This window comes from Nonomuraea sp. NPDC003707, from assembly GCF_053587055.1.
Genome location: NZ_JBSFNK010000031.1, coordinates 148,660 through 170,642, shown reverse-complemented (window position 1 = coordinate 170,642; position 21,983 = coordinate 148,660). Strand labels below are relative to the sequence as shown.

Genomic DNA, 21,983 nt, shown 5'->3' with positions numbered 1-21,983 from the left:
CTGCCTTCGCAGGCCAGCAGCTTCCGAGAACACGGCCCTGCGGGTCCCGTACGGCCAGTTCAGCACTTCCGAGAACAGCTGCCAGGCAGCAAGCGGGAAATTCCGGCCGGATACGACCAGCACCCGGGCCTCACCCCGAAAGGATCACATCGGGCGCCGTGAATCCGGGCGCCGGCTCCGTGCAGACACTGTCGCAGCACTCGAACCACCCGAACGGTCCGCACGGGTAGCACTTGTCCCCGCAGCCGAACCCACCCAGCGCGCAGACCCCGCAGAAGACCTCCGACGCCGCCAGACTCAGGCCGGATCGCGGAGCGCCGGGGCCCGGGTGGTAACTCGGCGCTGTAACCGGGAAGCATCGTGGCATCCTCTCAGCTGCTTCGATCGACATAGGGGCCGAACTTCGCCACCAGGAACGGAAGGGTTCGGTGACATCCACCCGGACCGTTTCTTGGAGCCTCACAGAGAGGCGAACAAAACGGAGCCAGCCGGAGTCGTACCCGTTGTAGATCAACAGGGAGGCTTGATGCTGCATACGGGAATTGCCGCGCTGGCAACGGCGGCGGTCGTGGGCACCCTTGGCGGGCTGCCGAAGGGGACGCTGTTCATGGAGTCGCACCCACCTGCCAAGTCGGGGGAGGCATACGAGAAGAGCGACTCCACAGGCAAGGCCCTGCGGCTGAACCCGTGCGACACCGGCAAGGCGTGGGACACAGGCCGCGTGGCGGTCAGGACAATGGTCTACACCTCGGATGACGACATGGACATGAAGGACGAGCAGCTCGTCCTCTACAAGAACGTCGCGTACGCCGAGCGGGCGATGCGGCAATTACGGACGCGCCTGGCGCGCTGCGCGGTCGTGGACAAGGGCTACCTGCGCCGCTCGCGCTTCTTCACCAAGCCCGCAACCGCGGGCGACGAGGCGCTGCGGGCCGGCAGGCTGAACCACGAGACCTCCTTCAGGTACGTCGCGATGCGGCGCGGGTCCACGCTGTACATCGTCGGAGAGACTGGCCGAGTGTCCGAGAGCCTGCCGCTGAAGGACTTCCGCGGCCTGGTCGGGCAGGCGCGGAAGATGGCCGTGAAGGTGTGCGACGTGCCCGGGGTTGATTGCTGAGACGCTCTGAGATCGGCGCCACGATCGAATACCACCGCAGTCAGATCCGCACGCACCTGGGCTTTCGCACCTGCACGATGCTGGACGCGACGAAGCTCGCGCTGTGGCTGGCCGAGAACGTCAAGGAGGCGGTGCTGCGCACCGGCGGCATCGTGTTGTCGTTGGCGGAGGTCTCCGGAACGTCCTGCGAGGCGTCCCAGTGCTCGATGATCTTTCCGTCCCTGATTCGGAACACGTCGATGACCGCCCGGCCGCACTCGCCCGGTGTTTCGACGTAGTGGCTGTGGACGGCCAGGGGTGTCTGTAGGAGGACGTCCCCGCACCGGAGCTGCCGGTCACCCTCGACATGCCGGGCAAGGTCGCCGACTTCCTCCGCGCCGCGGAACTAGACGACGTCGAGCAGGCCGCGCTCGACCAGGGAGTGACCGTACGACGCGGCACGGGCTACACCTTGGCGTAACCGCCGTGCATCCGCCGCAGCGTCTTCTCCCGGAGCGGGATGTCGCGGCGGGACAGCAGTCGGTGGATGGTGGTCTTGGCGACCGCGCGGGTCTCGTCGGCGCTCTCCTTGCGGCGTTCGGCCTCGGCCGGGACCGAGGGCGCGGGCCAGTGCTTCTTGGTCTGGCACCAGAGCAGCCAGGAGGTGACGGCGGCTCGGTTGCGGTTCCAGGTCGCCGGCGCGCTCGCGCTCCACAGCTCGGTGAGTGCGGCGCCGATCTCGGTGTCGGTGACGTCGGCGAGTGGCCGGTTGCGGCCGAGCCGGGCGGTGACGCGGTCGATGGCTGAGGCGTAGGCGCGGTGGGTGATGGGGTTGGCGGTGCGCGGGGTGGCGAGGAAGGCGTCGGCGGCCGCGGCGAGGCTGACGCCTCCACCGCGAAGGGTTCTCCTGGTCGCCGTGCCGCCATGATCGCTCATGTACGTGATAATGAGCCATTATCACGTACATGAGTTGACGCGTTGGTTGCGGGTTGAACGCGGAGGGCGTGGCGAGTGCGGAGCGGCGGCCCGCGATGGTGAACGACGACTACAGGGCGTCGTAGGCGGCGGCGAGGTACCGTCCGGCACTCTCGAACCCGGTCAGACCACCACCCCCCATCTTGTTCGGGGTGTGGCTGAAGGTGGCTCGCCGGTCGAGGTCGATGACGGCGATGGATCCGCCCCAGCCGCCCCACCAGCAGACCTGGCCGTCGGGCAGCCATGGGAACGTGGCCACGGGGGTGAGGCCGAAGCCGATGCCCCAGCGCATGACGGCACCGTTGACCAGGTCCGGGCCGTCGGCCTGAACGTCGAAGATGCGCTCGATGGTGGGCCGCGAGAGGATCTTGACGCCGTCGGCGGTGCCGCCCAGGGCGATGGCGCGCAGGAGGGTGACGAGGGCTTTGGCGTTGGTGTGGCCGTTGGCGGCGCCGATCTCGGCCTGTCGCCACTGCGGGGTGTTCACCAGTTCCGCGTCGGGGGTGGGGCCGGTCATCGTCCGGAACCCGATGCTGGTCGTGTCGATGGCGGCCATGTCGAACTGGATCGGCGGTGGTGGGATGACGGGGGCGATGCGGTGCCAGTCGCCTTCGTGGGCGCCGATCTGCACGTCGGCGCGAAGCGGCGCGGCGAGTTCCTCGGCGACGAATCGGGTCAGGGACCGCCCGTCGACGCGGCGGATGATCTCACCGAGCAGGTGTCCCTGGGTGACCGCGTGGTATCCGGCCGCGGTCCCGGGAGTCCACCAGGGTGCCTGGCCGGCCAGGCGGGCGGTGGAGGTCGGCAGGTCGTAGACGTCGGTGATGGTGATGGGTTGTTCCCAGGCGGAGACGCCGGAGGTGTGGCCCAGGATGTGCCGGACGAGGATGCCGTCCTTGCCGTTTGCGGCGAACTCGGGCCAGTAGGTGGCCACCGGCGCGTCGAGGTCGATGGTGCCGCGGTCGGCGAGGACCAGGACGGCGAGCGCGGTGACGATCTTTGTGGTGGAGAAGACGTTGACGATGGTGTCGCTGGTCCAGGGGGAGGTGCGCTCGGGGTCGCGGTGGCCGCCCCACAGGTCGATGACGGTCTCGCCGTCGACGTCCAGGGCGATCGCGGCGCCCACCTCGTCGCCGTTGCCGAGCGCTTCGGCGAATGTGTCGCGGACGGCGTCGAATCCGGATTTCACGCTTCCTTGTGGTTGCATCGGGTCTCCTGCCGGCCTCGGTGGTGGCCATCGGTTTCGGGATCGGTCGGGGTCGTGCGCTGTCGTCGCGGGGCACGGCCGGAGGCGGCAGGCGACGAACGCGCCGCCTCCGGGCCGGGGGTCACTGCTGGTCGAGCAGCTTCTCCGACAGCTCCCACAGGCGGGCGGCAGCGTCGGGATTGGCGGCGTGCGGGGCGAGGCCGTCCGGGTTCGTCTCGGACTTGGCGATGACGTTGGAATCGGCGAAGTAGCCGCCGGTGACGCCCTCCAACAGCGGGGAGGCCGCGAGCAGGGTCTGGGTGGCGGCGCCCTGCTCGACCGTCTTCCACGGTGTTGCGTCAACGATCTGCTGGAACTCGGGAGTGATCTCGACGTGCCGCAGCAGGCCGGTGTCGTAGATCGCGCCGGGCTCGATCGCGTTCACCGTGATCTTGTCGCCGGCCCATCGCTTGGCGGCCTCGATTGCGAAGAGGATGTTCGCGGTCTTGGACTGCCCGTATGCCTGCCACGGGTCGTACGGGCGGTTGTCGTAGTGGATGTCGTCGAAGACGATCCCGGAAGCCTGATGGGTGGCCGAGCTGACCACGACGACGCGGGCACCGCCGGCCGCGGCGAGGGCGTCATGCAGGCCTGTGGTGAGGGCGAAGTGGCCAAGGTGGTTGGTCGCGAACTGCTGCTCCCACCCTTGGGGGGTGCGGGTCAGCTCGGGCAGTGCCATGATCCCGGCGTTGTTGACCAGGATGTGCAGCGGCCCCTGCCAGGCGGCGACGAACGCGTCGATGCCGGCGCGGTCGTCCAGGTCGAGCCTGCGGGCGTGCACGCCCGCGTTGCCGGTCTTCGCGGTGATGTCCGCCGCGACCTGCCGGCCGGCGTCGAGGTTGCGGACCGCGAGGGTCACCTCCGCGCCGGCGGAGGCGAGGGCGCGCGCGGTCTCGGCGCCCAGGCCGGAGGAGGCGCCGGTGACGATGGCGCGCTTGCCGGTCAGGTCCACACCCGCGATGACGTCATCGGCGGTGCTCTCCTTGGTGAACGGGATGTTGAGCTGGTCGGTCATGATGTCGTGTGTTCCTTCAGGGTCGTGTGATCGGTACGTGCGGTGGCTGCGGGTGGGTCAGGGGCGGATGAAGGCGCCGCCGTCGACGTCGAACGTCGAGCCGGTCATGTACTTGCCTTCGGGCTTGGCGAGGTAGACGCAGAGGCTGCCGACGTTCTGCTCGGCATCGCCGATGCGGCCGAGGGCGATGCCCTTGAGGATGTCGGCGATGACGTCGGGGTGCTCGCGCTCGTAGCGCTCGGATTCGGCGGAGGCGACGTAGGGGTTGATGACGTTGACGGTGATCTTGTGCCGGCCCCACTCGCGGGCCGCGATGCGCGACAGGCCGCGGATGGCCTCTTTGTTGGAGCCGTAGGCGCCGTGGTGGGGAACCGACTGCACGCCGGCACCGGAGCCCATGTTGATGACGGTGCCCTCGGTCTTCTTCAGGTGTGGCAGCGCGGCCGCCATGAACCGCCAGGTCGCGAACACGCCGGACTCGTAGGTGGAGATCATGTCGTCCCAGCTCAGGTCCTCAAGCGCGATTCCCGTGCGGAACTCCTGGGCGTTGTTGATGAGGATGTCCAGCCGCCCGTACTCCTCGACGGTCTGGGAGACGACCCGCGCGGCGGCCTCGTGGTCCTTGTTGTCCGCGGTGAGCGTGAGCACACGGGCGTCGAGGACGACTGTTTCCAGCTCGGCCTTGGCTTGGGCCAGGGCGTCGGCGTTGCGGCCGGTGATCGCGACGGCCACGCCTTGCTTGACGTAGGCCTTGGCGATGCCCAGGCCGTTGCCCTTGCTGCCGCCGGTGATGAGGGCCACCTTGCCGAAGAGAGATGACATTTTCTGGTGGTGCCTTTCGCTTGGTGAGTGATCAGAGGGTGGCGGGCAGGGCGGCGCCGGTCAGGCGTTCGGCCTCGGCCCACAGGCGGGCGGCGACGTCGCGGTCGAGGCCCTTCTTCGGGGGCCGCGCGATGGCAGGGGCACCGATCAGTCCCCAGCGGGGGCCGTAGTAGCCGCCCTGCGTCACGCCGGGCGCGGTCGCGGCGTACAGCATCGGGTCGGCGCCGGCCTCCGCGCTGTGCTGCGGGGTGATCTTCAACGCGATGCGGAACATCAGGCTCGGCTCACCCCCGAGCCTCGGGCCAGAGGCGGCGATGTTGGTGGCCGCGGCACCGGGATGCGCCCCGGCTGACAGCAGCGGCCAGCCGCGCTCGGTCGCGAGCCGGGCCAGGTGCCGGCTCAGCAGCAGGTCCGCCAGCTTCGAACGCCCGTACGCCCCGATCGGTTCGTAGCTCTTCTCCCAGTTCAGATCGTCGAAGTCGATCTCGCCGCGGGCGGCCATGCCGCTGCTCATGGTCACCACGCGCGGGGCGGGCGCTTTCAGCAGCAGCGGCAGCAGCCGCACGGTCAGGGCGAACGGGCCGAGGAAGTTGCTGCCCAGCTGCAGCTCGAAGCCGTCGACGGTCTCGTGCCGTACCGGGGGGAACATGACCCCGGCGTTGTTGAGCAGGATGTCGAGCGGGCGTCCGTCGGCGATGAGGCCGTCGGCGAACTCCTTGACCGAGGCAAGGTCGGCCAGGTCGATCCGCCGCACCTCCACCTCTGCTGCCGGGTGGGCACTGAGGATCTCAGCCCGCGCCTGCTCGCCCTTGGCGACAGTGCGCACCGCCATGATCACCCGCGCCCCGGCCGCGGCCAGCTTGGTCGCGGCCGCCTTGCCGGTTCCGCTGTTCGCGCCGGTCACCACGGCGAGTTTTCCCTGCTGGGGAGGAACCTGGTACATGACGCACCTCTTAAGTACTGCCGGTTTCTTGTCTCCGCAGGCTAACGCACCACCGGTATCTTCGCAAAATACCAGCGGTATGTAAGATGGGCCCGTGAACTTCAAGCGCGCCCGCAACGAGGAGCAGCGGACCGAACGACGCCTGCAGATCTTGGAGACCGCGGCCGCGATGCTGGCCGAGATGCCGGTCGCGAAGCTGAGCCTGAACGAACTGAGCCGGCGCGTCGGCCTGGCCAAGGTCAATGTGCTGCGCTACTTCGACTCGCGCGAGGCGGTCCTGCTCCAACTACTGGACGCCGAGGTCCAGGACTGGATCGCCGAGCTGGAGCGCTCGTTTCAGCCCAGCGAGGGCACGCCGCGAGAGCGCGGTGACCGGCTGGCCGAGATTCTGGCCGAGTCGATGGCGCAGCGGCCGGTGCTGTGCGACCTGATCAGCGCGCAGGCCGCAGTACTGGAGCACAACATCTCCACCGAGGTCGCCATCCGGCACAAGCACGCCGCCAAGCACTCCATGCAGGCGCTGGTCCAGCTGGTCCTGCGGCACGTGCCCGAACTCGGCGCCCACGGCGCGCCCCGGGTGGTGGAAGTGACCCTGCTGATGGCCACCGCCGCCTGGCCCTGCGACCGGCCATCAGAGGCGATGCTGGCCGCCTACGCCTCCGACCCGGCCCTGGCCGCCATGCGACTCGACTTCACCGAGGTGATGCGCCGGACGGCAGAAGTGACCATTTCCGGGCTCCTCACCCGCCAGAAAGAGCCGACGAGCGCGAGCCCGCATGCCTGAGCACCGGCAGACGTCACCAAGGGATGCGCCCGGCTGGACGCAGGCCGAAGATCAAGCTCCCGGGCCCAGGGGCTTTTTCTCCAGTTGTCCGTAGGCACCTCGGAGAGGTCCCAACCGTGCTTGGCCGCGAGAGGGCCGAGTACGGCGCGCAGCCGGCCGATGCGGGCGGCCATCACCTTCGCCAAACCGCGCAACGCGGCAAGCACCCGGGCGCCGGCCTCGGTGCAGCCCCACGGGATCACCGCGGCCAGCAGCTCGATGAACGGCCGCACCGTGGCGTACCGGTCGAGCAGCGCGGCCCGCCACTCGGCCGCACCGTCGTCGTCATCCTCGGCCGGCAGCAGCAGCGCCCGCACCGTCTCCATGCCCGCCACCGGGAGGAGCGCGACCTCACCGCTTGATCGCCCCAATGCTCATTCTCGCCGGCGCAGCAGTGTCGTAGCGATGGCGACCTGGGCAGGTTCGAGGGTGGTCTTGCCGTCTTCGACATCCCACAGTGCGTTCTGCAGCACGCGGCCGAGACTCCAGCCGACTGCCCGCCTCCGGTCGAGATCGAGGACCTCGGTCAGCAGGTCAAAGCGGCGCAGCACCGCGCGAGCCACATCGCCGGTGGCCTCCACCTCCTCCCACCGGTTGTCCAGTGCCGGCAGCAACTCGAACCCCGGATCGCCGGCCAGCGGCTCAGGGTCGATGGCCAGCCAGGGTTCCCGTTCCCCGGCCAGGACGTTGTCGTAGTGCAGATCCCAATGCAACAGGCGATCGCCAGGCTCGCCGACCAACTCGGCCACGGCGGACGCGCAGGTGCGCACCAGCCGCTGCTCGCCAGGGTCGCGCAGTGCCGACACGGCCTGCGGGACCTGCTCGAGCATGGCCGCGGCGACGTCGGACAACCGTCGCAGATCCCTTGGGGCAGGAACCGAGGTCAAGCGGGCCATCAGCTCGGCCAGGATCTGCATGGCCGCGTCATCGTCGGTCACCGAGGATAGCGGCCGGGCCGCATCCAGGCGTTCCAGCAACTGCGTACCGCTTTGCTCGTCATAGTCGAGCAGGCGCACAATGCCGTCGCCTTGCCACGCCCGCAGCCCGGGGGCGGTGCCGACGGTCTCCTCCCGGAGCTGCTGAAGCTTGAGGACAGCGGGTGTCCCGTCGGACTGAAGTACGGGCAGGACCAGCGAGGCCATGCCGTGCGTGGCCGGGCCGTCCGCCCGCAGCCGCCAGCGGTCCAGGAACTCGCCGCCGAGGCGAGGCAAATCGGCGAGCCAAGCGCGCGCCTCGGCACCGTTCGCGCCATAAGACGCGGCGAACAGGTCGGGAACGTCGATGGAGGTCGACGTGTTCATGAAAGGCATCTCCTTCGTGGGTCCAGGGTCGATCTGCGACGAACGAAAGAGGTGACGGAGGGGCCCGATTACCGGGCAGGCGTCAAAGCATGCACCTAACCTACCCGGACGCGATCACATCTGATCGTTGGTGACCCCGGCCGACTACTCCCTCAGGAGGAACTGCACCCACGCCGGAATCAGGTCTACTGCAGCAACTCCTGTTCGGTGTTAGCCTCCTGCTACCGGAGCAAGAACGGCCGGCCGGTCCCGCCGCGCCGGCGGCACCCGGCGTTGACGGCAAGTGATCCAGTGCAGCGGCGCGTCACGCCCAGGAGCTCGGCCAGGTCGGCGGCTGGGCCGCATCCTCCACGAAGCTTTCGCCCGAGGGGACGGACCCGCTTCACCTGTCCCCGGCACTCGTGGCTGCGACCGTCGGTCCTGCCTGGAAGAGTGCACTCCATGCGCGACGACGAGTTGGACGAGTTGAAGCAAATCCTTCGCCGTGATGACGGTCTCGATCACGTTCGGACTTCGGCGGTGGACCTTGCCCGTTGGCTCGTGGACCACCTCGGCGACGAGCGGGCCACCACAGCCCATGCCCTGCGGACTCAGCACAAGGACGACTGGGACGAATGCTGGGCCACCCGGGCGCGGATCAAGGAGGACGTCGCCCGGCGGCTGGAGAAAGCGGACGACGCCGCCCTGTGCGCCGCGGCGCTCTGCGTGGTGTTGTGGCCAGAGGACCCTTATGCGGATTTCGACGACATACTGAAACGCGCCACCAGGCGGCGTCTGGGCTGGACTGCCGAGCAGGCGAGCGTCCTGTGGCGTCTGGCCGCCGCCGACCAGAAGCGGGGCTTTCGATGGGTCACATGCGTCAAGCTGGCCTTGGCCTCGCTCAAAGGGCTCGGAGAGCCGGAGCTTCGAGAGCTTGCTCCGTTGCTACGCGCCGTTGAGGAGACGCTGCCATCCGCGTGGGGGATCCGTGGCGCCGACCGTGCTCGCCTGCCTCAGGCCATGCGGTCCTACCTGGCGCTGGCCGACGGGCCGCCGACGGCTTTGCCCGACTCGGTGCTCGTGCCCCGCGATCGATGGGCAGAGGGCCTGAGGGAGTGGCTCGGCGTCGAACCGATGCCGCACCTGGTCCAGCTGATCATTCATCTGGCCACCCTGGCGTCGGGTCTTCCGACGGCCGCGTGGCGGCGGACGTGCATGGACCTGGCGCTTGGAGAGGGCACCCGGGAGTTCGGCCGACGAGCGCTGGCCGGGCTGCTGGAGTGCGGTCCCACCACGATGCGGCGCCACGGAAAGCAGCAACAGGTGCTACTGGACGAGCGCAACGACGATCTGGCGAGAGGTGTCGTCTGGATGGCGGCGCTGACTGAGGGGCCCGCAGCGGTGACGGCACTGGAGGCGGTGGTGTTGCGGACTTCGTACGACACCTTCGCCTACTTTCCCGAGCCCAAGGTGGCCACGGCGGCGGTGCGCGCCCTGGGGACCATCCCCGGCCCGCAGGCACCCGCGGCGCTGCGGCGGTTGCTGACGAGAATCCACCACACGGGAGATCGCAAGCAGATCGAGGCAGCGCTCAAGGCCTCAGCGGCGCTTGCCCCGTGACGTGCAGTTGAGCGAGGTGGCTGTCCAGCCGGTCCCGAAGAGTCCCGTCTGCCCAGGCCGGATGTCACAGCTGGGTGGGCCATCTCGTCTCGGGTTCCGAAAGCGAAGGAACGCACCATTCCATAGCAAGGAGCTGGACATGAGCGAGCACGCCACGCATCGGAAGATCGCGCTGATCACCGGGGCGAACAAGGGGATCGGCCGTGCGGCCGCCGGGCAACTCGCCGCGCTGGGCATGACGGTCCTGATCGGCGCCAGAGACCCGCGGCGCGGTGAGGAGGCCGCCGCGGCGCTGCGGGCGGCGGGCGGCGACGCGCACGCGGTCACCCTGGACGTCACCGACCCGGCCACGGCCCGGGCGGCAGCGGAGCAGGTCGAGGAGCGCTTCGGCCACCTCGACGTGCTGGTCAACAACGCCGGTATCACCGGCTCCGGGCAGGTCACGCCCGTCGACGCCCACGATCAGGGCCCCAGCTCCGTCGACCTGGACATGGTCCGGGCGGTGTTCGAGACCAACGTCCTCGGGGTGATCGCGGTGACCAACGCCATGCTGCCGCTGCTGCGGCGCTCGCCGGCGCCACGCATCGTCAACGTCAGCAGCGCCGCCGGATCGCTGACCCTCAACAGCGACCCGGACGGCCCGTTCACGGCGCTGCCGGCGTCGGCCGCGTACTCGCCCTCCAAGACCGCGCTGAACGCGCTGACCGTGCAGTACGCCAACGAGCTGCGCAAGGACGGCATCCTCGTCAACGCCGCCGACCCCGGCTACGTGGACACGGAGATCAACAACCACAGCGGTCATCTCACGACCGAGCAGGGCGCCGCGATCCTGGTCCGCCTGGCCGCGCTCGGCGCGGACGGGCCGACCGGCGGGTTCTTCAGCGAGAACGGCCCGATGCCCTGGTGACCCCGAGGCAGCGGTGGGTGTTCGAGCACGCCGATCAAGGCGGGCCCCACGCACACTCCGTGCGTGGGGCCCGCCCCCGTTGGCGGACGGCCTACTGAGGCCGGACGTTGTGGTTGTGAGCGAACAGGTTGCCGGGGTCGTACTGGCGCTTGACCGCCGCGAGCCGCTCATAGGTCCCCGTCGGATAGACGGCGGCGACGTCCTCCTCGGTGGCGGAAGCCAGGAAGTTCGCGTACGCGCCGTCGGCGTGAGGTGCGAGCCGCGCCCAGATCGCTTCCAGAGCAGGACGGGCGGCCTCCACGACCGGCCCCGGACCCAGAGTGGTCGTCACGAACATCAACTCCGCCCGGCGATGCGCGTAGGCGGTGGCGTCGGCCGGGACTCGGGACACCGCACCGCCGACGCTGCGAACGGCGATGAACGGCGACCCCTCCGACGCCCCGACCTCGGCAAGGATCCGAAGGACCTCGGGCACGGACTCCTTGCCGGCGAAGCCGCTCCGGGTGACGAGCCGGATCCCGGGCGGCGGGGTCGCGCCGTCCACGAGCGTGTCCGCATAGGGCTTCAGCACGACGTCGTCGTCGATCACCGTGCCGAGCCGGCGGATCGGGTCGAGGGCCCGCGCGGCGAGCTCCGGGTCATCGCCGTCGAAGGTGACGAAGACCTCGACCGGCGCCTCGGGCCCGCCGGCGAAGGGGTTGGCGAAGCTCGCGATGGAGGTGAGCTCTTCGGGGGCGGTGCGGAGGTAGTCCGCCCAGCCCTGGAGCACGCCGGCCGCCTCCGCCGCCGGGAAGGCGATCCTGCCGTGGAAGACGTCCGTCGTCGGGTGTGCCGCGAACTCGAAGGCGGTCACGATCCCGAAGTTGCCGCCACCGCCGCGAATCGCCCAGAACAGCTCCGGGTTCTCCTCCGCGCTCGCGCGCACGACCTCTCCGCCCGCCGTGACCAGCTCCGCGGCGACCAGGCTGTCCAGGGCCAGGCCGTACTTCCTGACCTTCCAGCCGATGCCGCCGGTCAAGGTCAGCCCGCCGACGCCGACGCTCTTGGTGTCGCCCGAGGAGATCGCCAGGCCGTGCGGGGCCAGGGCGGTCGCGACCTGACCCCAGGTGGCGCCGCCGCCGATCCGTACGAGGTGCCGTTCTTTGTCGATGACCTCCACCTGCGCGAGGCCGCTGAGGTCGATCACGATGCCGTCGTCGTTGGTGCCGAAGCCCGCGAAGGCGTGGCCGCCGCCGCGTACGGACAGCAGGAGCCCGCTGCCGGCGGCGAACCTGACGCCCGCCTGCACGTCCGCGACGCTCTTGGGCCGCAGAACATAAGCTGGACTGCCCGAAGTCAGTACCGAGCGGCTGGCCGACGCGTACTCCGCTGCGCCCGGCTCGATGATGTCGCCGCCGAAGTCGCGGCGCAGGGTGTCAAGTGCTGATCTCATGAACACGAGATGCCGGCGAGCCGATCCTTGTGACAGCGCGGAGTACGTGAGGTGTGTCACAAGGGCCACGGCGTCACAAAACGGCGGGGTCCGGCGTCTGGTGGATGACACAGTCAAGAGCGAACAGGAGCCACCCATGCCGCACACCGCGCCCGAAGACCGCGGCGGGGACATGAGCCCGGACGCCGCCACCAAGGCGTTCCTCACCCACCGCAACCTGCTGTTCACCGTCGCCTACGAGATGCTCGGCTCGGCCGCCGACGCCGAGGACGTCCTGCAGGAGACCTGGCTGCGGTGGGCGGGCGTCGATCTTGACGACGTACGGGATCAGCGCGCCTACCTGGTCCGGATCGCCACCCGGCAGGCGCTGAGCAGGCTGCGTACGCTGGGCCGGCGCAAGGAGTCCTACGTCGGCCCCTGGCTGCCCGAACCGCTGCTGACCGCGCCCGACGTGGCCGAGGACGTCGAGCTGGCCGACAGCGTCTCGATGGCGATGCTGCTGGTGCTGGAGACGCTGGGGCCGACCGAGCGGGCGGTTTTCGTGCTGCGCGAGGTGTTCGACCTGGACTACGACGAGATCGCCGAAGCCGTCGACAAGAGCCCGGCCGCGGTCCGCCAGATCGCCCACCGGGCACGGGCGCACGTCGCCGCGCGCCGGCCGCGCGGGATCGTCTCCCCGGCCGAGACCCGGGACGCGCTGGCGGCGTTCCAGCGGGCGGTCGAAACCGGCGATCTGCAACGCCTGCTCGACATCCTCGCGCCGGACGTCGTCCTCCTGACCGACGGCGGCGGAATCAAGCAGGCCGCGCTGGCGCCCGTCGTGGGGGCCGGCAACATCGCTCCCGTGCTGAGCAGGATCAGCCCCGCGGCCTCGCTGCAGGCGGCGCACGTCAACGGCTACCCGGCGCTGGTCCTGCGGCTCGACGGCGAGATCGACACCGTCATGGCGGTACGCATCGAGGAGGGCCTCATCACCGGCCTCTACGCCGTGCGCAATCCCGAGAAGCTGGCGCGCATGGAGCAGGAGACCGCCCTGCACCGCTGAGCCCGGCGATGTCACAGCCGGGCGGGCTGTTTCGTCTCGGGTTGCGGAAACGGGTTCTGAGTTCGGAAAGGTGATGATCATGCGGGTGTTCGTGGCCGGTGGAAGCGGGGTTCTGGGGCAGCGGCTGGTGCCGCTGCTGGTGGCGCGGGGGCACCAGGTGACGGCTTCGACGACGAGCGCGGCCAAGAGGGGCTTGCTGGAGCAGCTGGGCGCCGAGGCGGTCGTGATGGACGGGCTGGACGCGGTGTCGGTCGGTGAGGCGGTGGCCAAGGCCAGGCCGGACGCGATCGTCCACCAGATGACCGCGATTTCCGTGGCACACGCCGGCAAGCCCGACATGAAGCACATGGATCGGTGGTTCGCCGGCACCAACCGGCTGCGTACCGAGGGGACGGATCACCTGCTGGCCGCCGCCGAGGCGACCGGCGTGACCGGCTTCGTCGCGCAGAGCTACGGCGCCTGGAACGGCATCCGCGAGGGCGGCTGGGTCAAGACCGAGCAGGACCCGGTGGACCCGATGACGGGGACGCCGGCGGAGCCCGGGATGAAGGCGATCGGCCATGTCGAGGACATGGTCGTCAAGGCCGGGGGCGCGGTCCTGCGGTACGGCTGGTTCTACGGTCCGGGCGCCACGGACGACCTGGTCGAGCCCGTACGCAAGCGGCAGTTCCCGGTCGTCGGGAGCGGTGCCGGCCACTGCTCGTGGGTGCATCTGGACGACGCGGCGAGCGCTACCGTCCTGGCCGTGGAGCAGCGGGCGAGGGGAGTGTTCAACATCGTCGACGACGAACCGGCCCCGGCCGGCGAGTGGCTGCCCTACCTGGCCGGCTGCGCGGGCGCCAAGCGGCCGATGCGGGTCCCCGCCTGGCTGGCCCGCCCGCTGGCCGGGGACGTGGCGGTGACGATGATGACCGAGGGGCGCGGCTTCTCCAACGCCAAGGCCAAGCGGGAGCTGGGCTGGGAGCTGCGCTACCCCTCATGGCGGCAGGGCTTCAAGGAAGAGCTGGCATGACCCGCGCCGAAGAGTTCGAGGAGCTGCGGCCGCTGCTGTTCTCGATCGCCTACCGGATCCTCGGCAGCGTGAGCGAGGCCGAGGACGCGGTCCAGGAGACCTGGCTGCGCTACCAGACCTCCCCGACCGAGCCCGTCTCGGCCAAGTCCTTCCTGGCGGCCGTGGTGACCAGGATCGCCATCGACGTGCTGCGCTCGGCCCGGGTCCGGCGCGAGGAGTACGTCGGGCCGTGGTTTCCCGAGCCGCTGCTCGCCGACCCGTACCAGGACCCGGAGCGCTCGGCGGAGCTGGCCGACTCGCTGTCGATGGCGGCCCTGCTACTGCTGGAACGGCTCAGCCCGCTCGAGCGCGCGGTCTTCGTGCTGCGGGAGGTGTTCGGGTTCGGCTTCGGCGAGGTCGCATCGGCGGTGGGGCGTTCGGAGGCGGCGTGCCGCCAGCTCGCGGCGCGGGCGCGCCGCCACATGGACGCGGGCCGGCCCCGGTTCGAGGCCGACCGCAAGGAGCGGGAGGAGCTGGCCGAACGGTTCTTCGACGCCTTCCGGGAAGGCGACGTCGAGGGGCTGCGGGCGTTGCTCGCCGCCGACGTGCACATGGTCGCCGACAGCGGCGGCAAGGCCCCGCAGTGGGGTACGGGCGTCTTCGGCGCCGAGAACGTGGTCCGGGTGTTCGCCGCGCTCGCCCCGCTGTTCGCCCGCATTGGTGGCGTGGTGGAGCCGCACCAGATGAACGGCCAGCCGGGCGCGATCTTCCGGGACCGGGACGGCAAGGTCGTCAACACCTGGACGCTCGACGTCCTCGACGGACGAGTCCAGGCGATCCGTACGATGCTCAACCCCGACAAGCTCGAGCACGTGGGCCCGGTGGCGGACGCCTGGGCGACCCTCCGCGAGGCGACCCAGGCCCGCCGGCCGGAGAACTGACCGCAAGAGCCGGTCGCCCCCGGACCTGGGGCAGCCGGCTCACACGGCGGACGGCCGCGCCGGCACCACCACCGGCTCGGAGGCCGCGCCCGGACTCGCGAGCTCCCGCAGCGCCTGCTCGGAAGCCGAGCCCGGCTCGGCGGCGAACAGGTCCAGCCCGCAGCACGCCGGCTCGTCGGGCAGCGCGATGAGCTCGCCGTGCAGGGTCAGCTCGCCCACGACCGGGTGGTGCAGCACGTACGTCCGGGACCGGACCCGCGCGACCGGGTGCTCGGCCCACATCCGCGCGAAGTCCGCGCTCAGCTCCCGCATCTCGTCGACGTGCGCCGCGAGCCCGGCGTCCCCGCGATAGCGCCCGAGCAGGACCCGCAGGTGCGCCACCTGCTCGCGCGCCGCCCCCTCCCAGCCGGTGCGGTGCAGCTCGCGCAGGTGGGGCTCGGTGAACAGCAGGTGCGAGAGCGTCCGGCGGTCCGCCGGCAGCGCGGGGAAGTCGCCGAACACCGCCACCGCGAGCCGGTTCCAGCCGACGATCTGGGTGTGCCGGCCGACCACCAGCGCCGGCGTCATCACGAACGACTCCAGCAGATAACGCAGGCTCGCAGGCACCGCGGCCGCGCCACCCTCGCACGCCAGGGGCGGCCGGGCGATCCGGTGCAGGTAGGTCAGCTCGTCGCGGTCCAGGCGCAACGCCGCGCCGACGGCGTCCAGGATCTCGTCGGAGACGCTGTCGCCTTTGCCCTGTTCCAGGCGCGTGTAGTGGGCGATGCTCACCCCCGCGAGCCGGGCCAGCTCCTCGCGCCGCAGCCCCGCGACCCGGCGCGTCCCGCCGTAGTCACGCAGCCCCACGTCCTCGGGGCGCAGCCGGGCACGGCGCGATTTGAGGAACTCGCTCAGCTCGGTCCGGTCGTTCACGCGACCACCCTATGCCGTGGGTGATCACGCCGTGAGTACGCAGGACACGGGCCTGGCCGGGCGGCCGCGGGGGCTCCAGGCTGTCAGGCGAGTCACCCACCTGAACGCATTGGAGATGAACGGTGTCCCAGACGCTCGGACTCATCGGGAGCGGAATGATCGGCTCTTCCGTCGCCCGCCTGGCCGTCGCGGCCGGCCTCGAGGTCGTCCTCAGCAATTCGCGAGGGCCGGAAACGCTCGCCGATCTCGTCGCCGAGCTGGGCGGACGTGCCCGGGCGGCCACACCGGCGGAGGCGGCACGCGCCGCGGACCTGGTGGTGGCGGCCATCCCGCTGAAAGCCTGCGACCAGTTGCCGACCGGCGCCCTGACCGGCAAGACGGTGCTCGACACGTCGAACTACTACCCCGAGCGGGACGGCCACCTGGCCGAACTCGACGCGGGCGAACTGACCTCCAGCGCCCTCATGCAGCGCCACCTCGCGGGCTCCCGGGTGGTCAAGGCCTTCAACAACATCACCCCGCACCAGCTGTTCACTCTCGCCCGGCCCGCGGGCGCGCCCGACCGCAGTGCCCTGCCCATCGCCGGCGACGACGCGGAGGCCAAGGCAGAGGCCACCCGGCTGCTGGACGTGCTCGGTCATGACGCGGTGGACATCGGCACGCTCGCCGACAGCTGGCGCAGCGAACCGAACACCCCGGTCTACATCCAGCCCTACCTCGGCGAACTACCCGCCATGAGCGTGGAGGACTTCCTCCGCTGGACCCTCCGGAACCCCGGCATCGCCGTCCCCGCGGCGCAGGTCGGCGAGCTCGTCGAGACCACGGTCCGCCGATCGGCGGGCGAGGCGAGGCTCCCGAGCGCCGGCTGACCCCTGAAGGCTCATCGCGCTGAACGCCTCGACGGCGTTGACGACGGCGGCGCGTCCCGCCGGACGTGGGCAAGGGGCGAGGTGCGCGGACCCTCGCCGTAGTAGGGGCCGCCGTGCAGGTGGATCAGGACCGGGGCCCCGGCGGGCCGGGAGCGGTGGCCGCGCCAGGCCACCCGGACCAGGCCCGCCATGGTCAGGGCCGCCGCCCCGCGATGATCGGCGAGGTCAGGTACCCGTAGGGCAGGTTCATCGCCGCGCCAGCCCCGCGACGATCACGGCGCCGACGACCAGGTGCAACAGCATCAACACCAGCGTCGTGGCGAGACCGACGGCGCTGCCGAGCGGGCCGAACAGGGACAGGACGAGCACGACCAGGGCGGTGATCGTCCAGACGCGGCCGGGCCGGGCGGCCCGCCGTTCCAGCACGGCCAGCAGCGCCCAGCCCGCGAGCCCGGCCACCAGGCTCGCGACGATGACCGATACCGGGCCGACGGTCTGCGTGCCGCCGCCCGCCCGCACGGTCAGTGCGGCGCCGGACAGTGGCACCGCCAGGGCCCACACGGCCAGGGCGGCCGCGGGCGCGCCGATCACGGTGAGGAGCAGTCTTCTGAGGGAGGTGTTCACGCCGCTCAGCCTCGCCTGCCCGGGCGGGTCGCCACATCGGGCCCGCGGTCGCGCTCTGTCCGTCCCCGGTGGGGTACGGGTCCTCCTTTAGTAGGTGATGGCTCCTTCGTACCGGCGACTAACCTTTGGCCGGTGAGCAAGATGCGACCCCAGCAGCCCCTGGCCGTGGCGGTCATGGCCCTCGGGGTGGGCGGCCTGACCGGCGTGACGCTGTGGGGGCAGAGCGACGGGCCGTTGCTCTGGCCGGATGTCGCGGTCGCGGTGTTGAGCCTGGTCGCGGCGCTCGCCCAGCTGTGGTGGCCGGTCTCCGGCGCGCTCGCCGCCGCCCTGCTCGCCGTGGTCTCCCCGGTGGCCACGCCGGCGGCGACGACGGGGGCGCTGCAGGTGGCCCAGCGCAGGCGCTTCCCCGTCGCGGCGGCGGTGGCGGCGACGGGCATGGCGGCCCACCTGGTCCAGGGGCTGTGGCGGCCGAACTCCGGCATCTCCCTCGGCTGGTGGCTGCTGCTGATCTGCGCCGCGTACGGCGCGCTGCTCGGCTGGGGCGCGCTGGCCCGTTCCCGCCGCGCCCTGCTCATCTCGCTGCACGAACGCGCCCGCCGCGCCGAAGCCGAGCAGGGCAGGCGCGTCGCCGAGGCCCGCATGGCCGAGCGCCGCCGGCTCGCCAGGGAGATGCACGACGTACTGGCCCACCGCCTGTCGCTGGTGGCCACCCACGCGGGGGCGCTGGAGTACCGGCCCGACTCCTCGCCCGACCAGCTCGCCCGGGCCGCCGGGGTGGTCCGCTCCGGCGTCCACCAGGCGCTGGAGGAGCTGCGCCAGGTGATCGGCCTGCTGCGCGAGGAGGACGACCTCCTGGACGAGCTCGAACCCCAGCCCACGCTGGCCGACCTGGCGCGGTTGGTCGCCGAAGCGCGCCACGCCGGTCAGGACGTACAGGTCAGCGACGAGACCGGCGGCGCCGCCCCGCCCGCCGCCGGACGGACCGGCTACCGGGTCGTTCAGGAGGGGCTGACCAACGCCCGCAAGCACGCCCCCGGCCAGCCGGTGGAGGTGCTGCTGCGCGGCGCTCCCGGCACGCGCCTGCTGATCGACGTCAGCAACCCGCTGCCCCCGCCCGGCTCGGTGCCGACCACCCCCGGCAGCGGCGTCGGCCTGGTCGGGCTCACCGAACGGGTACGGCTGGCCGGCGGGCAACTGGACCACCAGAGCACCGAGGGGCGGTTCCGGCTCCAGGCCTGGCTACCATGGCCCGCGTGATCCGCGTGCTCCTGGTCGACGACGACGCCCTGGTCCGTGCCGGGCTGTCCATGATGCTGGACGGCGCCGCGGGCATCGCGGTCGTCGGCGAGGCGGCCGACGGCCAGGAGGCCATCACCGCCACCGACGCCCACGCGCCCGACGTCGTGCTCATGGACCTGCGGATGCCGCGGCTGGACGGCATCGCCGCCACCCGCCGGCTCCGCGCCCGCGCCCGTCCGCCGGAGGTGATCGTGCTGACCACCTTCGACACCGACGAGAACATCCTGCACGCGCTGCGCGCCGGCGCCAGCGGGTTCCTGCTCAAGGACACCCCGCCGCCGCAGATCGTGGAGGCGGTCACCCGGGTCGCGGCGGGCGAGCCGATCCTGTCCCCGCGCATCACCCGGCGGCTGATGGAGCGCACCGTCGCCCAGGCCGGGGCCTACGAGCGGGCCCGCGCAGCGCTGGCCGCCCTCACCCCTCGCGAGTACGAGGTCGCCCTCGCGATCGGGCGCGGCCGGACGAACGCGGACATCTCCGCGGAGCTCGCCATGGGCATCACGACGGTGAAGGCGCACGTGTCCAACATCCTCACCAAGCTCGACCTGGACAATCGCACCCAGATCGCGCTCCTCGCCCACGACGCGGGCCTCGCCTGAGCATCAGGGGCTTTCGTGGCCGAGGTCCGCGAGGCGGGTCAGGGCGGGCAGGGCGGCGGCGATCGCGCGGCGCTGTTCGGGGGTCAGCCGGGCCATGAGCGGGGCCAGGTGGCGGGTGCGGTCGTCGTGGCGGGAGCGGCCGATCCGGCGGCCGGCCTCGGTGATGTGGACGAGCACGGCGCGGCCGTCGGTCGGGTCGGGGCGGCGCTCCACCAGGCCGTCGCGCTCCAGTCGGGTGATGAGCTGGGTGATGCCGGGCTGGCTGACCTGCTCGGTCCTGGTCAGGTCGGTCAGCCGCATCGGGCCGTCGCTGAACGCGAGGGTGTCCAGCACCGACAGCGTGGTGAACGGCAGCTTCTCCAGCACGGGGAGCCGGATGTAGAAGCGGTTGAAGTGCTCGATCGCCGTGGTGAAGGCGTCCACGTCGAGATCGTCGCGCGAGGTGTCGTCCACGCCGAGAACATACCGAATCTTGTTTGAGCTGCGCTGACCCACGAACGGCCGCAAAATTTGATCATTTGCCCTATCTTCGACGGAAGCGCGCGACTCGAAGGGCATCCCGTGACCAACACCCCCAGCAACGTGCTGCTCGCCGGAGTCGTCGGCTCCACCGCCTATGGCCTGGCGGGGCCCGACTCCGACGTCGACCGGCTCGGCGTCTTCGCCACCCCCACGCTGGACATGGTCGGCCTGTCCCGGCCCAAGGAGAGCATCGTCCAGACGAACCCCGACCGCTCGCTCCACGAGGTCGGCAAGTGGTGCTCGCTCGCGCTGGGTGGCAACCCGACCGTGATGGAGCTGGTCTGGCTGCCCGACGACCTGTACGAGACCCGCACCCCGCTCGGCGACCAGCTCATCGCCATCAGGACCGCGTTCCTGTCCGGCCCGCGGGTCCGCAACGCCTACCTCGGGTACGCCACCCAGCAGTTCAAACGCCTCGACCAGCGCGGCGACGGCTCGTTCTCGGCCGACACCCGCAAGCGGACCAGCAAGCATGCCCGCCACCTCGCCCGCCTCCTGCACCAGGGGCGAGAGCTGTACGAGACCGGCCACCTGCCGATCCGGCTCCCCGACCCCGAGGCGATCCGCGCCTTCGGGGAGAGGGTCGCCGCCGGCAGCCTGGAAGAGGCCCAAGTCCTCCTGGCGGCCACCGAGGAGGCGTTCGACACCGTGCGCACGCCGCTGCCCGACCAGCCCGATGAGGCGACGGTCGAAGCGTGGCTGCGCGAGGTCCGCATCGCCCACTGGGACCCGCGGACCTCGCCACCCGTCGTGGGGGATCAGCCGTTCAGCAGCGGTACGAGGTATTCCTCCTCGTAGTCGAGGTGGGCCTCGACCTCGCGGGTGAGCCGTTCGACCTCCGCCAGCAGCGTGCCGGGGGACAGGTCGTCGTCGCGGAGGAGCGTCTGGAGCTCTTCCAGCAGCCGCTGGACGGTCTCGTGCTCGGCGCGCAGCCGGGCCATCACCGGCTCCAGCTCCGGATAGCGCCCCTCCACCGCGGGGAAGACGGAGCCGTCCTCGCGCGTGTGGTGCTCGTGCAGGTTGTTGCACATGGTCAGGCAGTTGACGCGCAGCTGCGCGCCGAGGTGCGGGCCCGACCGGGCGACCTCGGTGCGGATGCGGGCCAGCTCCCTGCGGAAGGCGTCGTGCACCAGCTTGAGCGCGTCGCCCAGGCGGCCCGGTGGCGGCCCGTCGAAGATCGGGAGGAGCGCGACCACGGGCAGGACGCGGCCCGCGTTCTCCTGGTACCGCCCCCAGCCGGGGTCGGCCTCCACGGCGCGGGCGAACATCCGGTCGCGTTCCTCGCCCTCCAGCACGACCGCCTTCGCCTGGTAGGTGAAGACGCCGTCCTCCACGCCGACCTGCGGGTTGGCGACCAGGTTGTGGTACCACGCCGGGTGCCTAGGCGCGCCGCCGGCCGAGGCGATGATCAGGTTGCGCTCGCCGTCGGGCAGGTAGCCGAGCGGCGTCGTGTGGCGCGCGCCCGTGCGCGCTCCGACGGTCGTCAGAAGGAGCAGCCTGGCTCCCTCGAACATGCCGCCGACCTGGCCGCCGTTGGCCCGGAACTCGTCGATGATCTGCTGGTTGAAGTCAATGGGCATGCGTGTATTCGCTCCAAAGAAGGATGGGTTCTTCGATGACCTGGGAAACCCGTCAGAGCACGCCGGAACGACGTGCGCGGGTCAGCTGCGTTCAGGCAAGCCCAGCGATGTGAGAAGTCATCGGCCTCATCCCCTTTGGTTTCGGCGCCTCCATGCCGCCGCCGTCCGCACGGCCGGCGTCACGCGACGCGACGGCCATTACACGTTGATCCGCGACGGATGTCAACTCGCCCGGAGGAAGTGCGCGAGGACGGAGTCGAACCGCCACAGCCGAGGCGTCCGGTCTACAGCCGGGTGGGCTCACCAATGTGCCCAGCTCGCGCATTGCCGATGGTTTTTTCGGGCCGATAAACGGCAGGCCGTACCCCGTACCGGACTCGAACCGGCGATTTCCCGGGTGAAAGCCGGGCGTCCTGACCGCTGGACCAACGGGGCCTTTTTC

The 21,983-nt window shown here is 70.9% G+C and carries 24 protein-coding genes and 2 tRNA genes; 13 read left to right on the top strand and 13 right to left on the bottom strand.

Translation table 11 applies throughout. The features are described from left to right. Positions 1 to 526 precede the first annotated feature (526 nt). Together ACWDRB_RS50435 and ACWDRB_RS50430 are read left to right on the top strand one after the other, a co-directional pair. A complete protein-coding gene (locus tag ACWDRB_RS50435; RefSeq protein WP_449907091.1) occupies positions 527 to 1,117 on the top strand; it encodes a hypothetical protein in 591 nt (196 codons plus the stop codon). Continuing rightward, positions 1,111 to 1,395 (top strand): hypothetical protein, encoded by a 285-nt coding sequence (locus ACWDRB_RS50430; protein ID WP_449907088.1) that lies wholly within the window; start codon positions 1,111 to 1,113, stop codon positions 1,393 to 1,395. Before ACWDRB_RS50435 ends, ACWDRB_RS50430 begins: the two co-directional genes overlap by 7 nt. Positions 1,396 to 1,561: 166 nt before the next feature. Here ACWDRB_RS50430 and ACWDRB_RS50425 read toward each other — a convergent pair whose 3' ends face one another. The 5 genes from ACWDRB_RS50425 to ACWDRB_RS50405 all read right to left on the bottom strand — a co-directional run bounded on the left by ACWDRB_RS50425 (position 1,562) and on the right by ACWDRB_RS50405 (position 6,097). After that, positions 1,562 to 2,032 carry a hypothetical protein gene (locus ACWDRB_RS50425; protein ID WP_449907085.1) on the bottom strand — a complete coding sequence of 157 codons (471 nt, stop codon included), beginning with the start codon at positions 2,030 to 2,032 and terminating at the stop codon, positions 1,562 to 1,564. A gap of 109 nt (positions 2,033 to 2,141) precedes the next feature. After that, the gene (locus tag ACWDRB_RS50420; RefSeq protein ID WP_449907082.1) at positions 2,142 to 3,260 is read right to left on the bottom strand and encodes a serine hydrolase domain-containing protein; all 1,119 of its coding nucleotides are present in this window, start codon (positions 3,258 to 3,260) and stop codon (positions 2,142 to 2,144) included. Positions 3,261 to 3,399: 139 nt separating this feature from the next. Further along, on the bottom strand, positions 3,400 to 4,332 hold the full coding sequence (locus tag ACWDRB_RS50415; RefSeq protein ID WP_449907078.1) for an SDR family NAD(P)-dependent oxidoreductase: 933 nt from the start codon (positions 4,330 to 4,332) through the stop codon (positions 3,400 to 3,402). Positions 4,333 to 4,389: 57 nt separating this feature from the next. Continuing rightward, positions 4,390 to 5,154 (bottom strand): SDR family NAD(P)-dependent oxidoreductase, encoded by a 765-nt coding sequence (locus ACWDRB_RS50410; protein ID WP_449907075.1) that lies wholly within the window; start codon positions 5,152 to 5,154, stop codon positions 4,390 to 4,392. A 31-nt stretch (positions 5,155 to 5,185) separates the two neighbouring features. Next, complete coding sequence (locus ACWDRB_RS50405; RefSeq protein ID WP_449907072.1) at positions 5,186 to 6,097, bottom strand: SDR family oxidoreductase; 912 nt, start codon at positions 6,095 to 6,097, stop codon at positions 5,186 to 5,188. A 94-nt stretch (positions 6,098 to 6,191) separates the two neighbouring features. Between ACWDRB_RS50405 and ACWDRB_RS50400 the strand changes: the two genes are divergently transcribed. Together ACWDRB_RS50400 and ACWDRB_RS50395 are read left to right on the top strand one after the other, a co-directional pair. Then, complete coding sequence (locus ACWDRB_RS50400) at positions 6,192 to 6,881, top strand: TetR family transcriptional regulator (protein WP_449907069.1); 690 nt, start codon at positions 6,192 to 6,194, stop codon at positions 6,879 to 6,881. Between the two features lie 116 nt (positions 6,882 to 6,997). Continuing rightward, positions 6,998 to 7,282, top strand: a complete 285-nt coding sequence (locus tag ACWDRB_RS50395; RefSeq protein ID WP_449907067.1) for a hypothetical protein — start codon at positions 6,998 to 7,000, stop codon at positions 7,280 to 7,282. Positions 7,283 to 7,294: 12 nt separating this feature from the next. On the opposite strand, the gene ACWDRB_RS50390 is transcribed toward ACWDRB_RS50395, so the two are convergent. Next, positions 7,295 to 8,221 (bottom strand): aminoglycoside phosphotransferase family protein, encoded by a 927-nt coding sequence (locus tag ACWDRB_RS50390; protein ID WP_449907065.1) that lies wholly within the window; start codon positions 8,219 to 8,221, stop codon positions 7,295 to 7,297. A gap of 441 nt (positions 8,222 to 8,662) precedes the next feature. Here ACWDRB_RS50390 and ACWDRB_RS50385 point away from each other — a divergent pair, with 441 nt between their 5' ends. Both ACWDRB_RS50385 and ACWDRB_RS50380 read left to right on the top strand, forming a co-directional pair. Then, positions 8,663 to 9,820, top strand: coding sequence for a hypothetical protein (locus ACWDRB_RS50385; protein WP_449907062.1), 1,158 nt, complete (start codon positions 8,663 to 8,665; stop codon positions 9,818 to 9,820). Positions 9,821 to 9,959: 139 nt separating this feature from the next. Then, positions 9,960 to 10,727, top strand: a complete 768-nt coding sequence (locus ACWDRB_RS50380; RefSeq protein WP_449907059.1) for an SDR family NAD(P)-dependent oxidoreductase — start codon at positions 9,960 to 9,962, stop codon at positions 10,725 to 10,727. A gap of 91 nt (positions 10,728 to 10,818) precedes the next feature. Here the strand turns inward: ACWDRB_RS50380 and ACWDRB_RS50375 are convergent, their stop codons facing one another. Then, positions 10,819 to 12,159: an FAD-binding oxidoreductase gene (locus tag ACWDRB_RS50375; protein WP_449907056.1), complete on the bottom strand. Its 1,341-nt coding sequence runs from the start codon at positions 12,157 to 12,159 to the stop codon at positions 10,819 to 10,821. 136 nt (positions 12,160 to 12,295) lie between these two features. Here ACWDRB_RS50375 and ACWDRB_RS50370 point away from each other — a divergent pair, with 136 nt between their 5' ends. From ACWDRB_RS50370 to ACWDRB_RS50360, 3 genes are all read left to right on the top strand, one after another. Beyond that, positions 12,296 to 13,204 carry an RNA polymerase sigma-70 factor gene (locus tag ACWDRB_RS50370; protein ID WP_449907053.1) on the top strand — a complete coding sequence of 303 codons (909 nt, stop codon included), beginning with the start codon at positions 12,296 to 12,298 and terminating at the stop codon, positions 13,202 to 13,204. A gap of 79 nt (positions 13,205 to 13,283) precedes the next feature. Continuing rightward, positions 13,284 to 14,216 (top strand): NAD-dependent epimerase/dehydratase family protein, encoded by a 933-nt coding sequence (locus ACWDRB_RS50365; protein ID WP_449907050.1) that lies wholly within the window; start codon positions 13,284 to 13,286, stop codon positions 14,214 to 14,216. Beyond that, positions 14,213 to 15,136, top strand: coding sequence for an RNA polymerase sigma-70 factor (locus ACWDRB_RS50360; RefSeq protein ID WP_449907046.1), 924 nt, complete (start codon positions 14,213 to 14,215; stop codon positions 15,134 to 15,136). The genes ACWDRB_RS50365 and ACWDRB_RS50360 overlap by 4 nt, the downstream gene beginning before the upstream one ends. Positions 15,137 to 15,175: 39 nt before the next feature. On the opposite strand, the gene ACWDRB_RS50355 is transcribed toward ACWDRB_RS50360, so the two are convergent. Continuing rightward, positions 15,176 to 16,048 (bottom strand): helix-turn-helix domain-containing protein, encoded by an 873-nt coding sequence (locus tag ACWDRB_RS50355; RefSeq protein WP_449907043.1) that lies wholly within the window; start codon positions 16,046 to 16,048, stop codon positions 15,176 to 15,178. Positions 16,049 to 16,170: 122 nt separating this feature from the next. Here ACWDRB_RS50355 and ACWDRB_RS50350 point away from each other — a divergent pair, with 122 nt between their 5' ends. Then, entirely contained in the window at positions 16,171 to 16,917 is a 747-nt protein-coding gene (locus ACWDRB_RS50350; protein WP_449907041.1) for an NADPH-dependent F420 reductase, read from the top strand. A gap of 246 nt (positions 16,918 to 17,163) precedes the next feature. On the opposite strand, the gene ACWDRB_RS50345 is transcribed toward ACWDRB_RS50350, so the two are convergent. Next, entirely contained in the window at positions 17,164 to 17,541 is a 378-nt protein-coding gene (locus tag ACWDRB_RS50345; RefSeq protein WP_449907039.1) for a DUF6069 family protein, read from the bottom strand. A 141-nt stretch (positions 17,542 to 17,682) separates the two neighbouring features. On the opposite strand from ACWDRB_RS50345, the gene ACWDRB_RS50340 reads away from it, so the two are divergent. Both ACWDRB_RS50340 and ACWDRB_RS50335 read left to right on the top strand, forming a co-directional pair. Further along, complete coding sequence (locus ACWDRB_RS50340; RefSeq protein ID WP_449907124.1) at positions 17,683 to 18,798, top strand: sensor histidine kinase; 1,116 nt, start codon at positions 17,683 to 17,685, stop codon at positions 18,796 to 18,798. After that, positions 18,786 to 19,439, top strand: coding sequence for a response regulator transcription factor (locus ACWDRB_RS50335; protein WP_449907036.1), 654 nt, complete (start codon positions 18,786 to 18,788; stop codon positions 19,437 to 19,439). Before ACWDRB_RS50340 ends, ACWDRB_RS50335 begins: the two co-directional genes overlap by 13 nt. A 3-nt stretch (positions 19,440 to 19,442) precedes the next feature. Here the strand turns inward: ACWDRB_RS50335 and ACWDRB_RS50330 are convergent, their stop codons facing one another. Next, a complete protein-coding gene (locus tag ACWDRB_RS50330; RefSeq protein ID WP_350730611.1) occupies positions 19,443 to 19,892 on the bottom strand; it encodes a MarR family winged helix-turn-helix transcriptional regulator in 450 nt (149 codons plus the stop codon). Between the two features lie 108 nt (positions 19,893 to 20,000). Between ACWDRB_RS50330 and ACWDRB_RS50325 the strand changes: the two genes are divergently transcribed. Next, positions 20,001 to 20,759 carry a nucleotidyltransferase domain-containing protein gene (locus tag ACWDRB_RS50325; protein ID WP_449907032.1) on the top strand — a complete coding sequence of 253 codons (759 nt, stop codon included), beginning with the start codon at positions 20,001 to 20,003 and terminating at the stop codon, positions 20,757 to 20,759. Here ACWDRB_RS50325 and ACWDRB_RS50320 read toward each other — a convergent pair. From ACWDRB_RS50320 to ACWDRB_RS50310, 3 genes are all read right to left on the bottom strand, one after another. After that, positions 20,720 to 21,541: a nitroreductase/quinone reductase family protein gene (locus ACWDRB_RS50320; protein ID WP_449907030.1), complete on the bottom strand. Its 822-nt coding sequence runs from the start codon at positions 21,539 to 21,541 to the stop codon at positions 20,720 to 20,722. The genes ACWDRB_RS50325 and ACWDRB_RS50320 overlap by 40 nt on opposite strands. 241 nt (positions 21,542 to 21,782) lie before the next feature. Next, a tRNA-Tyr gene (locus tag ACWDRB_RS50315) sits at positions 21,783 to 21,864 on the bottom strand. A gap of 39 nt (positions 21,865 to 21,903) precedes the next feature. Beyond that, positions 21,904 to 21,976: transfer RNA gene (locus ACWDRB_RS50310), tRNA-Glu, on the bottom strand. Positions 21,977 to 21,983: the final 7 nt, after the last annotated feature.